Genomic DNA, 15,236 nt, shown 5'->3' with positions numbered 1-15,236 from the left:
ACATACTTTTAATGTACAAAAATATACTATTAAAATTTAATAAATTTGCCCCTCAATGATTAAATAATCATTTATGGTTGATTTTCAATTTATAAAAACCCTATTTCGGGATATCGAAAGCTACTCTTTATTAAACCCTGACCAGTCTATCAATAAATATGATTTTGCGAGATGGCTGTTAGAACAGGAAAAAGTAGAAAAGGATGTTTCTATAGAGTCTTTAAAGTTTCATGGAAAAGGAAAGGGTGGAAATCATAAAAACACGATTTCAAACCTGATCACTGCGCTGAACAGGTATAAGATGAATTACGTTAAGCTGGCACTGGAAGGAAGCTCCTTCGAAACTTACGATGAATTTGCGTTTGTATTGAGTTTGGTATATGTGGGTCCTTATACCCCTTCAAAACTCATTGAACGACATATACAGGCCAAACCTACCGGTACTGAAATTATAAGAAGATTACTGAGAAAAGAATTAATTGCTGAGTTTCCTTCGGAAGAAGACCGACGGAGTAAGTGGTTACAAGTTACAGAAGAGGGGCGTGATGAATTTTTCAGAACTTTGAAGAAAGTAACCAGGGTTACCGAAATGGTCATGGCACCACTTTCAGAAGCAGAAACCATTCAACTACTACAATTACTTCAGAAGCTGGATAATCCTCACAGGGATTTGTTTGTTAATCACCGGAAAGGCTCATTGGATGATCTTCTCTCCTATTTTGACATTTCACCTGTAGATTAAATTTCAAAAGATGATGAGTAAACTATTTAGATTAATTAATAATTAACGGCTGCGCTGTTTTTCCAATGAATATCATTTGTTGTGTTCACTATAAAGAGTCAATTCTTCATTCTCAATTTACAACGTCTTCCTTGTACCTATCAGCTTTTGAGTTTTAGTTTTTGAATAATTTTCAACAGTGTTTCCCGGTTTTTCGCTTCATGATAAAACTTAGGCAACTTTTCAAGTAATGTAAAATGTGTGCGGTCAGTATGTTCGCGTAAGCCGGCAGCAATGTAGCGTTCGAGGTATTCAAGGTGGGTTAAATTGTATGCCCAGAAAATATCATTTTTAAAAGGGTGTTGCAGCCATAAATCATTATCAAAATAACCATGAGCAGCCATTTTTACATTGGCTTTCATGCCCCTCATCACTTCAGCCTGTGTAGTAACTTTTTTATTATAACCACATGCGGTGCAAATGAGCTCAGCCTGCATTATTTCATAGTTGGCCCGTGCAATAGCCTTACTTTCACAAGCTGTGCACTTCACCCAAACTTCCTGTTGGTAATCACGTAAGGTTTTGTTTTCATCACGGAACCTGTGGTCGCTCATATTAATTGGTATTTGAAAGTTTTAGTTTTCTTTCAATTTCAAGAAAGTAGTACATTTTATCAATAAGAACCGGAATATTTTTATTCAGATAAATCACTTCGTTCCGGCTGTTTTCATTGTGCTCGTAGTTATTCTGTTTCAGGTCCATTTTCAACATTACCAGCGATTGCATAATAAAATGAAATGATTTTATCATTTCGGGATATTCTGTGTCTGATTGATGTTGCAATGATGCTAAAGAAGTCTTTAATTGTTCTTCGCGGGCTGTGCCTAAACGAATCAGGCTATCATACACACTCACTTTTATCTTATTTGTTTTTTCGTGGGTGTTGATATTATTTCGCATAAACTGCAAATAATTTTTAATCGATACTAAAGTATCCGGATGTTGTGCTTTCACTGCAGTATATAAAAAACAACATCCAAAAAGTATAAACATTCTTTTAATCATACCAACCGTTTTTTACAATAGTCAGATTTGCTTTTTTAAATGCTTTGATCAGTGCATCTGCCAGATATTCGTTTTGTTGTTCATAACAAAAATGCAGAAAAAAAAGATCAGTATAATGAACAACAGTGTCTTTAACATCTTTACTAATTTCCGGAGTACGGGTAATTTTTACTACTTTTCCTTCAGCTTCCATCAGCACATTAATATCTTTTAAAACGGAGTTCAGTAATTTCAAAGGCACTTCCTGTTTCTCTACAAAAAACGAATTATCATATAAATTCCTTTTTTTGATCGCTACACTCAATATACCTTCATGAATAGTATAAGGCTGAACTATTTCAAAGTGTTCACCTCTGTAATTTACAGAATCCTGCTGTTGAAAGCGGATTTCTTTTTCGAGCTGTTCGTTTAACAGTTTAAGGATTTGTTTTTCCTGGGAATAACTTACCAACCCAGGCAGCAAACCTGCTATGATAAAGAGGTATGATTTCATTTATGTTGAACTTATAGATAAAAGATAGGAGTTTCTATCTATAAACGGTAATATACCACTGTAATTGTTTCAAAAATGAGTCTGTCGGTTGTTTTCAGTTAGATCTTCTTTTTTTTAACAAGCGCAATCTGTGTATTTCTTTACTTCGTAAGTATAGTTATTACCACAGCATGCAGGTATAAAACCGGATCTGCCGGGCGCTTTTGTGCAAAGCACTTCCGACTGGGGATATTGTGATTGCTCGTAAAATATCGCTTTGAGGGGATGACATCGAGCTGAGCGATTCATAAATCTACAGTATAAAGGGTACTATATTTTTTATAACACTATAATGGCCGTGAAATTTGGTGTTATATCAATGATTAAAAGATTATCTATAAAAAAGAGAGGTTGTACGATATAAAAGACAGATTATAATTTGCCAATGCTTATTGTGCAAACAATTGACGTTTTTATAAGCTGAAGATATTCTGAGACTTAATTACGGTCTATATCATAGGTACAAAATTTGGTAAACTCAGGATTTTTTTGTATCTTTTAAGACAGACCATAAAGGTATTGACTTCATTTATACTGCTTTCATTCCCCTCAAACAAAACCCGTGGTATATAAATAATTATACCGCAGGTTATGTTAAAAAGTCAACCGGTTGTCTTATCCCTTCCTTCCGGTATAAAACACATAACCGTAATACTGGTTGTACTTACTGTACAAACCGGCTTCATACCTTTGTGAGATTATAAACTCCTCTACAGTTTTATTTCCAAAATGTATTTTTGCAAAAAGCTCATTTGTACGCTTTGTAGATTTTTTTGGTAGTATATCTGAATAGTTTCTATTGCGTGAGGGATAGCAGCGGTTACCCCGCTGCGAGGTACGAGCGAGGAGTAGAAGCGAATAGCCCGGCAGCGATTGCTGTTCAAGCCTTACTTATTACGATTAAAACAAATGCAATCGCTGACACGCCCCATTATTTAGTATCGTGCCAGCACTTTAATAAGAAAGCCGGTGCAAAAATTCGCACCGGCTTTTATTTTAATACAACCATAGTATTCTATCGGAAAATCAACTTGGTAATGCTGGCATTACCAGTGGCATCAGTGATTTTTACATAATACAAGCCTGCCTTTTCATTATTCCGTTGTAATGTAAACAACTGGTGCGAATGCGTTACATTCACTACATGTTGCTGAACGATTTGACCTGAAATATTAATCAGACTAACCGTATACCGCCCTACGGTACTTATACTGATGTTCGCAAACTGATCTGCCGGATTCGGGTAAACACCGTTGATTAAAACGGCAGTCGTGCGTAAGGATATTATTTTACTATACGTTAGTTTGTTATTTACATCCTTGTGTTTTAAGCGATAATAATTAACACCTGTTTCAGGTTGATTATCCTTGAACTGATAATCCTTTGTACTACTACCCTGTTCACTAAGGGTATTTACAAACCCGACAGTTGTCCAGTAAATACCATCATTACTTCTCTCCACATAATAACCCACGCTATTGATTTCCGCTGTGGCATTCCAATTGAGTGTTACGTTACTATTAACAAACATTCCTCTGAAATCTTTGATTTCTACAGGCAATATAATCGTACTGGCATTAAAGAAGATACCGGCCCAATTCGACCATACCTTGTTTGCAGGCTCCTGATAACGGTAATATAACGGTGTAGGACTTTCAACGTATCCGGCTTGTGGACTAAAAACAAATACTCCTGTGGATACTTCATAAGTCCATACACCTTCTCCCGGTACAGCAATCGGTGGAAGTCCCTGTGCAGTAGTTTGACGATAAACCGCCCCCTGATTCAATGGATGCACAACTTCTACAATAGTACCTGTATTGGAAGCCGGATTTCCATCGATTTTATCATTGGCAAAAATATCTGCTCTGTAAGCGGTATTAGTGACACTGGGATCTACGGCGTAAATATCATCTGCTGCTGAAGGGTTCACGAGAAAAGTATACAATACGCTGATCGTTGCCGGCGCTGATGTCATTTGTGTACTATTCTCTGTAATCGTATATTGAACTGGTTTAGGGTTCCCTAAAAATCCGGATACCGGTGTAAAGGTGACGGTTCCATTATTATTCAGTTTCCATCTGCCTTCACCCAATACAGTTACTTCATCTCTGTTTGAATTCAGCGAACCTCCTTCAGGTACAACAAATGAGAATTTAACAGTATTCGTAGTAGCTGGTTGTAAGTTGGCCAGATAGTCTCCCTGAATATAATTTACGGTAACGACTCCATTACCTGCATTACGGTTATTGCCCTGACTCATATCGTCATCAGCCACCGGAGGTACATCACAGGCTGTTTTTATAGTAGTTACGGAACCACCCGGATTTCCGGTTAACTCCACCAAACGTATATTATCCAGTGCAAAATCATTTCCATTATTAGCCATCCAATGATTCTGTAAGGTAATTACATAATCCTGATTTACACAAGCACTGGCGGGGAGTGAAAAATAAACCGTTTGTGTTTTCCATCGGCGGTCTGAACTCCAATGACCGCCATCCAGATATTCACCCAAACCAATTCTTGCGCCGGAGCTGTTCTGATATAAAAAATTTAGCCTTAACCAGGAAGGTGAATTTTCTATCCAGATATCATATGTGAGTTTATAAAACTTATCTCTTTGCAGTATTACACCACGGTCATACAAAACTCCGGGAGTAGTTCCCGCATTTACCACCATAGCGCCACCGTTTACATTACCATCCGCATCTTTACCGTGGTTGATGAGGCTCGTCCAGCTATTCCAGAACGGTGTATGTGAAGGTTCAACCAGACGAACACTATTCATGATGTCTTTTGGTGATACCACTGCATAGTGGTCATTCTGTAAGTCTTTCGCAGTTTTTTGCCATTCTGTAGCGTTGGAGGTCCATGCGCCGGTAGGAATCGGAGTAGGATAAAGCAACAATGGATTAGCAAAAATGTAAGAATTAGCGCCTGTTTGTAAGTAAGGACTCGTGTGTCGTGCGCCATCCGGAACATCGAAGCCTTCATAAAAAATAACTCTGCTCTCTGTTGAGTTGGGTGTAACAGCTTCTTTTCCGGGCCTGTTTAACTGAGCAGCTAAATTAGAGGAGAAAAGCAACGCAACAGCGGTGATCACGCCATACCGGTTGAATCGGCAGTTTTCTGTAAACATTTTGTGCAAATTATAAGTACTACTTTAACTATATTTTTAAACTAGTACTATAAGAACGCAAAAATTGTATTCTTAGTGAGTGAGCTTCGTGAAAAAAATCATAAATAAGCGTTTCTTTTTAAGCAATTACACTTTTTATTACCTCTACGATACTCTTATGAAGCACTAAGGGTTATTTTTTAAGATTGTCTGCCTTTGCTGATTCATCGTTTTTACACAGGTCAGATTTTCTGCTAGTTCTGTCGGCCCACTTACCAATTTTTTAGACTTCAGAACACATTATAATATTTCAACTATGTAAAAGAAGCATATTCAATCTTCACCGGTTTTGCTACATTTTTATCATACCCATTTACCTGATTCAAGAAACATTAATAACGCATTAAATCGTTCAAAATCAATATTATTTTCCCTTTTTCGAGCCAAAATTTCCGCATTTAATAAACACCTTACTCCTGTCACCGGGTAATTTGCCGGCTGATTGTGGAAGGAAGGTAGGTTTACGTGCTTTTTCTTCCTTCGCTTCCTTATCAGTGAAGCTGAAAAACGAACAACTATCCTAACTACAGTTTAAATATTTGAATTATGCGGTTTGTCTGGCTTAGTCTTATTTTCTGTTTAGCAATTACACCGGTATTTTCCCAGTCTGTTACTGTAAAAGACGTTTTGGGAAGAACAGTAAAATTATCCCGTCCTGCTAAAAAAGTGCTTTTAGGAGAAGGAAGGGATATTGTTACGCTCAATATTCTCGATGCCAATCCGGTGGCGCTGGTAGCTGCCTGGCAAGACGATTTCAAAAAAACATTAGAATATAAACACTACCTGAAGCAATTTCCGGCAATCGAGAAACTTCCTGTAACCGGCAGTAATGCCGCGAGTTTTTCGGTAGAGAAAGCCATTATTGCACGTCCTGATGTAGCTATTTTCAGTGCAAACGGTCATGGCCCCGGCCCCGCTGCAAAAGAACAAATTGCACAGCTGGAAGCAGCCGGCATTCCGGTTGTTTTTATCGACTTCAGAAACGACCCTTTTAAAAATACGGTGCCAAGTATAAGATTACTCGGCCAGCTTCTTCAGAGAGAAAACCGCGCAGAAGCATTCATCAAATTTTATGAAAGCCGTATCAAACTGATCGGTGACCGTATTGCTACTGCAAAACCGGCCAAACCGCTTGTTTTCATGGATATGAAAGCAGGAATGGCTGAAAGCGAATTCAACTCACCCGGTAAAACTAACCTCGGTAGTTTTATTGCCCTGGCAGGTGGACACAACATCGGAGCTGATATTCTTCCCGGTGCAGTGGGACAGTTAAGCCAGGAATTTGTGATCAGCAAACAACCACAGATCTACATTGCTACCGGTACGGATATTTTCCGTGGTAAAGGAGTCGTGTTAGGTGCTGATGTAGCCAAAGACGAAGTAATAGGTTCTATTAATAAAAGAATTCAAAACCCACTGGTAGCACAACTACCGGCGGTTCAAAAGAAAAGAGTCTATGGCCTGTGGCATTTATTCTATGCCTCTCCGTTCAACATTCTTGCTGCGGAGTGCATGGCAAAATGGATACACCCAACCCTTTTTAAAGATATTAATCCGGAAGCCTCTCTGAAAGAATTAAATGAAAAATTCTTATCCGTTCCGTTGAGCGGAACTTACTGGATCAGCCTTTATGAATAACAACTTTTATACTTTTCGTCCGATAGATATACGACTTTAATTATTCTTAGTGTTAAAATTCCAATATCCTTTTTTCTAAAATGACAGGCTGATTGCCGTAAGTATTACTGAATGACCGATCATATAACTATACAACATACAGCGAGACAACAGGCAGAAGAAGACTTTCACCGTTTACAGCATAAACGTAAATGGATCATCGGTGTTTTAGCACTCCTGTGTTTAACAGCTTTTTGCTTTGATATTGCTTTAGGTCCTTCTTCGCTGGCTATTAAAGACGTTCTGATTGGTCTTTTTAATAGCAGTGCAGTAGACGATGGTACCAAAGTAATCATCTGGCAGATCAGAATGCCTTATGCGATCATGGCTGTACTGGTTGGTATGGCATTATCACTGGCCGGGGCTGAAATGCAAACCATCTTAAACAACCCATTGGCAAGTCCTTTTACATTAGGCGTTTCTGCCAGTGCTACTTTAGGTGCAGCATTGGCGATTATTGCAGGAATCAGCATTCCGGGAGTACCGGATAACTGGATCATTTCAGTAAACGCATTTTTGTTTGCCTTTGCATCCGTGCTCTTATTGCAAGCTGTTTCGAAATGGTTACACGCGGGAGTAGGTATTCTTGTATTATTCGGCATTGCACTCGTTTTTACATTTAATGCACTGGTTGCATTGTTACATTATATAGCTACTCCTGAAGCCCTTCAACAGGTTATCTTCTGGAGTATGGGAAGTTTAGCCCGTTCTAACTGGGATAAAGTACAACTCTTAACCATCGTGCTGGTTGTTGTACTGCCATTTTCATTTAGCGCAGCATGGAAAATGACAGCCTTACGTTTAGGCGAAGACCGCGCAGCAGGATTTGGTATTAATGTTCAGCGATTGCGCTTCGCTTCTTTATTCCGGATCAGCTTACTGGCGGCTACAGCCGTTGCATTCGTTGGTACGATCGGTTTTATCGGATTAGTAGGGCCACATATTGCCCGGATGCTCATCGGAGAAGATCACCGTTACTGGTTTCCCGCGAGTTTACTCACCGGGGCTTTAATTATGTCATTGTCATCTATCGCCAGTAAAATGCTCATTCCCGGTGTATTGTTACCGATCGGCATCGTTACCGCCTTAGCCGGTGTTCCATTATTCATTTATCTCATCATTAAAAAAGGGAGGAGAATGTAAAATGGAACAGCTCATACTAAAAAATATCACAGCCGGTTATCCCGGTAAATCAAATATTATCAGCGGAATCAACGCCGGTCCGTTTAAACCCGGTGTAATAACCGCTTTAGTTGGCCCGAACGCAGCCGGTAAATCTACCCTGCTCAGAAGCATGGCCGGTTTATTAAAAGCACAAGGTGAAATGCAATGGAATCAGAAAAACATCCTGCATTTATCACTACGTGAAAAGGCTGCGCTCATCAGTTATATGCCTCAATATTTACCGCAAGATATTGAACTGAATGCCATTGAATCTTTAATCAGCGCCCTCAAAGCGTCCTCTTTCGATCAGATCAGTGTGCGTTTACCGGAAGCCAGAAAAAAAGCTTTTGATGTACTTGAACAAATGGATCTTGTTGAACTGGCAATGGAACCATTAAACCAGTTGTCTGGTGGCCAAAGACAAATGATCAGTCTGGCCCAGGCTATCATCAGAGAGCCGGCCATCCTTTTACTCGACGAACCTACCAGCGCGCTCGATCTACAACATCAGGTCGCCGTCATGCAACTCGTAAAAGAATATGCTGCTAAAGGTAAGATTGTAATGATGGTATTACACGATATCAACCTCGCTACCAGATGGTCAGATGAGTTACTGGTTTTACACAAAGGTAAAATAGCGGCGCACGGAAAACCCAACGAAATACTCAATGCATCCCTGCTTGCCAGTGTATATAACGTCAATGCAATTGTAGAAACCCTGCAAAGCGGGCAGATACAGGTTCACGTAGAAAGTTTAATCAAATAACAATGCAATATAAAATACTACATACTTTTTTATTACTTACAGGAGTTGTCGGCCTGAATGAAACAGTTCATGCCCAGAACAAAGACACTTCTAAAGTACAGGTATTGGAGAATGTAGTAATTGAAGCAAAATCGGCCTCGCAACGCACAGCAGAACAAAATGTAAAAATTTCAGTAGTTAATACACGCGAAGTACAGGAACAGGCTGCAACACTTACCGAATTAATCAACCGTTCTCCGGGTATCAGAATACGTCAATCGGGCGGATTGGGTTCGGGAACCGATATTTCTGTAAACGGTTTTCAGGGAAAAGCTATCCGTTATCTTAAAGACGGTATTCCGGTAGATTATTTAAGAGACGGATTTAATATTGCTTCTCTCCCGTTAAACACCCTGGAAAGAGTTGAAATTTATAAAGGAGTATTGCCCATCTCAATCGGAACCGATGCTTTGGGGGGAGCTGTAAATCTTGTTAGCCGCCGGTCAGCCAATCAACAATTAAGTACTTCTTACGAAATAGCTTCTTTTAATACACATCGCTATACCTTAAACGGATACTACACCGATGATGCAAAAAAATGGTTTGCGTCGGTAGATTTTTTCTATAATTATTCAGACAATGATTATAAAGCAAAAGTAAAAGTTACTGACCCTGTTACCAGTAATCAGCAATATGACCGCGTACGGTTGTTTCACAATGCATTCAACAATGTGTATGGTGAAGTAAGTGGCGGGGTCACCAATCGTAAGTGGGCCGATGAGTTAAAAATTTCCGTAACGGCTTTCAATCTCAACAGAGAACAAAACTATCCTGCCCTGATGACTGACCCTTACGGTGCAGTAAAAGGAAAACAGTCTTCAATTGTACCGACACTGAGATATAAGAAATCTTTTTTCAATAATAAATTGTTCATCGATCAGTTTCTTGTACATAATGTAGTGAATGTACAACGGATAGATACGCTTTCGGGAAGATATGACTGGTATGGCAACTTTTATCCCGTTCCGGGGCGAATCGGAGAAAGCCGTCAGGCCGCATTGTCTGATATTGACTATACCAACACTACCAGCCGTACCTTTATTAAATATCAGCTAAATGCAAATCACGTTATTGAAATCAATAATGTTTACACCGATTTACAACAGAAAGGTACTGATCCCTACGGACCAAAGTTAGATGGTACAGGAACTTCCATTATCAGCATCCCGGCCGGATATAAAAAACTGGTTACCGGCATCGGACTCTCTTCTAAATTTCTGGATGGAGCCTTCGAAACATTAGTGATGTTTAAGAATTATCACTATCAATCATCAGGTATTGAAGCCTGGCAATCGAGAATCATTACAGAAAACGATCAGGTAAAACAATCCGGTAACAATTTCGGAGTGGGTGGTGCTATCAAATATAATATTCATAAATATTCATTTGTCCGTTTCTCTGCCGAACTGGCCAACCGGCTACCTGATCAGGAAGAAATATTCGGTGATGCCTTATGGACTGTTCCCAACTTCTCTTTAAAACCTGAAAGAAGCTTAAATATAAACTTAGGATACCGTTTATCAAACGAAAAGAACAATTCCTTTGAAGTCAATGCATTTTATCGCCGAACCGAAGATCTTATTCTGTTAATTCCGATTCAGGCACCTTACGCACAATATCAGAATATAGAAAATGTAAAAGGTTTTGGAATGGAAGCTGACGGTGTATACCATTTCAGTAAAGTGCTTTCAGCGAATGCCAACTTCACCTGGCAGGATATACGTTTGTTTAACATCAATTCGTCTACTGATCAATGGCAGAATAATGCCCGCTTGCGAAACACTCCTTACTTCTTTGCAAATGCAGGATTAAACGCGAAATTCCAGCATCTTTTTAAACAAAATGATGCTTTAAAACTATATAGCTATTACAGCTTTGTAAGAGAATATTATCTGGAAACAATTCCTAAACGTTTAGAGCCCGGAGGTTTTCTGGGATTATTCGGAAAATCAACTGTAAATACAGAACTGATCATCCCCGACCAACATTTTTTATCTGCCGGTATCAATTACGCACCCCTGAGAAATTTACTCACCATGGGTTTTGAAGTAAAAAACATTTTGAACAAAGATTTATACGATAACTACAGAGTTCAAAAAGCTGGCAGAAGTTTTCATTTTAAAGTAGTGTACACAATTCAATCAAAAAATAAATAAATATCATGAGATCACCTTTATTAAAATCTATATTATGGTGCTTAACAGCACTGACTGTTTTCGTTAGCTGTAATAAAGATGACGATGAAAAACAAGAAACAAAAAACGAAGTATACGTGATAATGACGATGAGTCAGAACGTTTTAACCAAACCCGGTTATACTTCTGCTTTTACTACCAAACCAACCGGAACCATTTCTAATATCGGTGATGGAACTTTACAGGGCCAGGGAATGGGCGGATGGCGTCCTTACAATAACTGGTTGTTTAAAATGTTCAATACTTCTGCTAATGAAAAAGGAATTGAACGTTTAACCGTAAGCTCAACCGGTGTTGTTTCTTCAGGTGGTTTCATTAAAACGAATAACACGATCAATGGATCAGGAAACTTCGTGATTCAGAACGAAACTTCAGGCTTCTATTGGGATGCTGACAAACCATATATGATTCAACGATTCAACCCTACCACTTTATCACGTACCGGTGAGTGGAATTTTGAATCAAATATCAAAAAAACCGATGCCGGCATTAATAACCAATCCATTGGTCAACACTTCCTGGCAGTTAAAAACGGAAAATTATTCGCTGATATACATTATGGGAAAAACACAGCAGCACAAAGCGGCATGTTTGATGACTTCTTCAGCGGCATTTTTGTAGCAGTCATTGATATTGCAACAGGTAATTTCGAAAAAGTAATCGAATACGACGAAACAGGTGGTATCACTTACATTAACGACAATGAAATGTTTTCGTTTGATACCAATGGTGATTTATATATCGTAACACAAGGCCGCAGTGCAATCGGCGGTAAATCTAAATTACTCCGCATTAAAGCCAATGAAACAAATTTCGATAATTGGGAAATCAATATGGATGATATTATGACCGGCGGAAAATTCGTAAACGTGATGGTTGATAACGGTACTATTTACACCACTATTCCTACAGAGTCGCTCACCGGTGGCCCGACCGGTAATATCAACTTTTCTGAAATCTGGGACTTTTATACCATCAACCCTACCACTAAGGTTAGAACAAAAATCAACAATATTCCTTTGTCAACCAACTCAGGTGGCGCCTATGGTATTCAGAAATTAGACGGTAAGATTGTATTGCGCGTAAATGCACCGAGCAAAAACATCAACGGTTACTATGAATTAAACAGTGCCGGAACTTCCGCTACCCAACTATTCAACGTATCTGAAGGTGGTTCTGTGTCAGGTATTTATAAAATCACTATTCAATAAATCAGTTCAAAAAAAATAAGTTTTACGGTTGCGTAAAAGAACAGTTATCAATGAATCGGTTAGTATTATTTTTTGCAGTTATTATTTTCAGTTCAGTTGCAGCACAGGCACAACATACGGTATCGATTGATATTACCGTACTACCTGAGCAGCACCGGAATGAAACGATCTACGTTACCGGTATTTTTAACAGATGGGCACCGGGTGATAAAAACTATACGCTCACTTCTAAAGGAGAAGGAAAGTATACAGTACTTATTCAAAATGTTCCGAAGGGATTGTTTGAGTACAAGTTTACCCGCGGTGACTGGAATACACTGGAATCTACTGAAGATGGCAGACTGGTTGCACCCCGTAATGCGATCATTCAGAATGATACAACCATCTCTTGTGTAATTCCCGCATGGCGTGATGACTTTCCGGCATCAACGGCCTCCCCTCAGGTAACATTAATCGATACCGCTTTTTATCTGCCACAACTGGATGTTTACAGAAGAATCTGGGTATATCTGCCGAAAGGTTATGAACAGTCAAAGAAGAAATATCCGGTTTTATATATGCACGACGGACAGGATGTTTTTGATGAAGCTACTTCCAACGGTCGTCTGGGCCCTTTGGAATGGGGAGTAGATGAAGTAATGGACGCTGCTAAAAACCCTTGTATCGTAGTGGCAATAGAACACCATCACGACAAAGATGGCAGACAAAGAGAGTATTATATTCATCCGAATGCCGACTTTCCTGAGGTATATGGCAAACAATACCTGGAGTTTATCGTAAAAACCTTAAAACCTTTTATCGATAAAAAATACAGAACCTTACCTGGTAAACAAACTACCTGGATGGCCGGAGGTTCGATGGGTGGGCTTATTACTCTATACGCCGGTTTAAGATACCCGGATGTATTCGGAGGATTGGGCGTAATGTCTCCCTCTATCTGGCAGGATGAAGGAAATACATTGAAAGAAATCAGCCAGCTGAAAAACAAAAAAGCTATTCAAACACAGCATTACTATTTCTATGCCGGCGATAATGAAAACAGAATCAAACCCGACGGCAGCAGAGTACAAATGCACCACGATGTTAAACTGGCAGTTGAACAATTAAAACTCGTTGCCGGCCCCGACATCAAAACCACTATTTATCCTACCGGGCGACACGGAGCCTGGTATTGGAGACTGGCATTTCCATCGGTATATGAGTGGTTATCATCAATCGTTCAACAATAACAACAGCTTATAAAAGAGTTTTTTAACAATTATTATTCACTATATAACCAAAAAAACATGTTGAAAAGTACGTTAAGTTTGGCAGCCGTATTGGCCTTAGTTGCAGGAGCAAGCCAACAAGTATCAGCTCAAACAGTTGCGCAGAAAGTAAAACCTGGTAACGGTTTGTATGAAATCGTATACAGTGAGAAAGCAAATGCAGTATATGTTGCAGGAACAGGTGCCCGTGGCCAGCAAGGCGCAGGTAAAGTATATAAATTAGATCCTCAGACTTTAGCCGTTAAAGACAGCATCGACGTATCTGTTGCACCGGCATTCGGTTTAGGTTTAAGTGAAAAAACACAAACTTTATATACATCGAACACAAGAGGTAATTCGGTACATGCCATTGATCTGAAAACCGGTAAAATCATCGCTACGATCAAACACGGTAAAGATAAATCTCATACCCGCGAAATCGTAGTAGATGAAAACAACAGCAAAGTGTATGTTTCTGATGTAGGCGGCGGTATCTGGGTAATTGATGGTAAAACCAATACTTTCAGCCACGTTATTGAAAACGCCGGTTTGTCTATTACCGGATTAGCTCTTGATACCAGAAAAAACCGTTTGTATGCTATTAATATGCAAACTGATAAAGTAGTAAGCTACGATCTGAAAGAAAATAAAGTGATTGATAGCTTCCCGGCTGGAAGTAAAGGCGCTATTAACCTGGTGTTAGATGCTAAAACTGACAGATTATTTGTTACCAATCAGGGTAATGGAGATGTTACTGTATTAGATGCCAATAACGGTAAATTATTACAAACCATTGTTACCGGTAAAGGTGCTTTGGGAATTAACTTCAGCCCGGCTAAAAACTGGATTTATGTAGCAAATCGTGGCGACGGTACTGTAACAATTATCGATGCAGCTACCTACAAAATCGTTAAAACTTTAGAAACCGGTTCACATCCGAATACAATTGCATTAGACAAAAAAGGAAATGCATATGTAAGCAACAAAGCAAAAGCCGCTCCAAGACCGGCAGAAGGTGAAGCACCGAAACCTGCTCAACCTGATCCGAACGGTGATATTGTTACATTAATTTCGGTTAAATAATATGAAAGGGGTTGGTGGTTACATCAACCTCTTTTTTGTTTACCAATAATTTTCCCGCAGATAACGCGGACAAAATCCTTTCTAAAGACGTCCTATTCCACGCAGATTTTCACAGCTCATTATTTAAACACGAAGAAAATGAAGTAATGTAAGAGTAATAAGAGTAGCTTCGCTTCTTCATTCTCTTCATCACCTTTACTTTTCTTCATTTTTCAATGAAAATCAACCAAAAGCATTGTTCATTTACATTAGATAAATTCTACCAGGTTTGTGATCGATGTAAACACGAAGAAAATGAAGTAATGTAAGAGTAATAAGAGTAGCTTCGCTCCTTCATTCTCTTCATCACCTTTCT

The 15,236-nt window shown here is 39.1% G+C and carries 12 protein-coding genes; 8 read left to right on the top strand and 4 right to left on the bottom strand.

Going from position 1 to position 15,236, the window contains the following annotated elements; all coding sequences use genetic code 11:
* Nucleotides 1–73 precede the first annotated feature (73 nt).
* Nucleotides 74–742: a helix-turn-helix domain-containing protein gene (locus tag D9O48_RS12940; RefSeq protein WP_126973400.1), complete on the top strand. Its 669-nt coding sequence runs from the start codon at nucleotides 74–76 to the stop codon at nucleotides 740–742.
* Between the two features lie 140 nt (nucleotides 743–882).
* Here the strand turns inward: D9O48_RS12940 and D9O48_RS12935 are convergent, their stop codons facing one another.
* From D9O48_RS12935 to D9O48_RS12915, 4 genes are all read right to left on the bottom strand, one after another.
* Nucleotides 883–1,335 carry a hypothetical protein gene (locus D9O48_RS12935; protein WP_126973399.1) on the bottom strand — a complete coding sequence of 151 codons (453 nt, stop codon included), beginning with the start codon at nucleotides 1,333–1,335 and terminating at the stop codon, nucleotides 883–885.
* Nucleotide 1,336: 1 nt separating this feature from the next.
* A complete protein-coding gene (locus tag D9O48_RS12930) occupies nucleotides 1,337–1,681 on the bottom strand; it encodes a hypothetical protein (RefSeq protein WP_158624893.1) in 345 nt (114 codons plus the stop codon).
* Nucleotides 1,682–1,778: 97 nt separating this feature from the next.
* The gene (locus tag D9O48_RS12925; protein WP_126973397.1) at nucleotides 1,779–2,279 is read right to left on the bottom strand and encodes a hypothetical protein; all 501 of its coding nucleotides are present in this window, start codon (nucleotides 2,277–2,279) and stop codon (nucleotides 1,779–1,781) included.
* Between the two features lie 1,054 nt (nucleotides 2,280–3,333).
* Nucleotides 3,334–5,460, bottom strand: a complete 2,127-nt coding sequence (locus tag D9O48_RS12915) for a T9SS type A sorting domain-containing protein (RefSeq protein ID WP_126973396.1) — start codon at nucleotides 5,458–5,460, stop codon at nucleotides 3,334–3,336.
* A gap of 585 nt (nucleotides 5,461–6,045) precedes the next feature.
* Here D9O48_RS12915 and D9O48_RS12910 point away from each other — a divergent pair.
* The 7 genes from D9O48_RS12910 (at nucleotide 6,046) to D9O48_RS12880 (ending at nucleotide 14,881) form a co-directional block, all read left to right on the top strand.
* The gene (locus D9O48_RS12910) at nucleotides 6,046–7,137 is read left to right on the top strand and encodes an ABC transporter substrate-binding protein (protein WP_126973395.1); all 1,092 of its coding nucleotides are present in this window, start codon (nucleotides 6,046–6,048) and stop codon (nucleotides 7,135–7,137) included.
* A 111-nt stretch (nucleotides 7,138–7,248) separates the two neighbouring features.
* Nucleotides 7,249–8,319 (top strand): FecCD family ABC transporter permease, encoded by a 1,071-nt coding sequence (locus D9O48_RS12905; RefSeq protein WP_126973394.1) that lies wholly within the window; start codon nucleotides 7,249–7,251, stop codon nucleotides 8,317–8,319.
* A 1-nt stretch (nucleotide 8,320) separates the two neighbouring features.
* Complete coding sequence (locus tag D9O48_RS12900) at nucleotides 8,321–9,106, top strand: ABC transporter ATP-binding protein (protein ID WP_126973393.1); 786 nt, start codon at nucleotides 8,321–8,323, stop codon at nucleotides 9,104–9,106.
* Nucleotides 9,107–9,108: 2 nt separating this feature from the next.
* Nucleotides 9,109–11,301: a TonB-dependent receptor plug domain-containing protein gene (locus D9O48_RS12895; protein ID WP_126973392.1), complete on the top strand. Its 2,193-nt coding sequence runs from the start codon at nucleotides 9,109–9,111 to the stop codon at nucleotides 11,299–11,301.
* A 5-nt stretch (nucleotides 11,302–11,306) separates the two neighbouring features.
* Nucleotides 11,307–12,551, top strand: coding sequence for a hypothetical protein (locus D9O48_RS12890; RefSeq protein WP_126973391.1), 1,245 nt, complete (start codon nucleotides 11,307–11,309; stop codon nucleotides 12,549–12,551).
* Nucleotides 12,552–12,601: 50 nt separating this feature from the next.
* Nucleotides 12,602–13,780: an alpha/beta hydrolase gene (locus D9O48_RS12885; RefSeq protein WP_126973390.1), complete on the top strand. Its 1,179-nt coding sequence runs from the start codon at nucleotides 12,602–12,604 to the stop codon at nucleotides 13,778–13,780.
* A gap of 57 nt (nucleotides 13,781–13,837) precedes the next feature.
* Nucleotides 13,838–14,881, top strand: a complete 1,044-nt coding sequence (locus D9O48_RS12880; RefSeq protein ID WP_126973389.1) for a YncE family protein — start codon at nucleotides 13,838–13,840, stop codon at nucleotides 14,879–14,881.
* Nucleotides 14,882–15,236 lie beyond the last annotated feature (355 nt).

It is taken from the genome of Gynurincola endophyticus (assembly GCF_003991195.1).
Classification (GTDB): domain Bacteria; phylum Bacteroidota; class Bacteroidia; order Chitinophagales; family Chitinophagaceae; genus Gynurincola; species Gynurincola endophyticus.
The sequence above is the reverse complement of the archived record's forward strand: the minus strand, read 5'-3'. Positions and strand labels throughout refer to the sequence as shown.

Coding starts and splice junctions, on each gene's coding strand:
- D9O48_RS12940 (WP_126973400.1), top strand. CDS start 74: ATGGTTGATTTTCAATTTATAAAAACCCTATTTCGGGATATCGAAAGC.
- D9O48_RS12935 (WP_126973399.1), bottom strand. CDS start 1,335: ATGAGCGACCACAGGTTCCGTGATGAAAACAAAACCTTACGTGATTAC.
- D9O48_RS12930 (WP_158624893.1), bottom strand. CDS start 1,681: ATGCGAAATAATATCAACACCCACGAAAAAACAAATAAGATAAAAGTG.
- D9O48_RS12925 (WP_126973397.1), bottom strand. CDS start 2,279: ATGAAATCATACCTCTTTATCATAGCAGGTTTGCTGCCTGGGTTGGTA.
- D9O48_RS12915 (WP_126973396.1), bottom strand. CDS start 5,460: ATGTTTACAGAAAACTGCCGATTCAACCGGTATGGCGTGATCACCGCT.
- D9O48_RS12910 (WP_126973395.1), top strand. CDS start 6,046: ATGCGGTTTGTCTGGCTTAGTCTTATTTTCTGTTTAGCAATTACACCG.
- D9O48_RS12905 (WP_126973394.1), top strand. CDS start 7,249: ATGACCGATCATATAACTATACAACATACAGCGAGACAACAGGCAGAA.
- D9O48_RS12900 (WP_126973393.1), top strand. CDS start 8,321: ATGGAACAGCTCATACTAAAAAATATCACAGCCGGTTATCCCGGTAAA.
- D9O48_RS12895 (WP_126973392.1), top strand. CDS start 9,109: ATGCAATATAAAATACTACATACTTTTTTATTACTTACAGGAGTTGTC.
- D9O48_RS12890 (WP_126973391.1), top strand. CDS start 11,307: ATGAGATCACCTTTATTAAAATCTATATTATGGTGCTTAACAGCACTG.
- D9O48_RS12885 (WP_126973390.1), top strand. CDS start 12,602: ATGAATCGGTTAGTATTATTTTTTGCAGTTATTATTTTCAGTTCAGTT.
- D9O48_RS12880 (WP_126973389.1), top strand. CDS start 13,838: ATGTTGAAAAGTACGTTAAGTTTGGCAGCCGTATTGGCCTTAGTTGCA.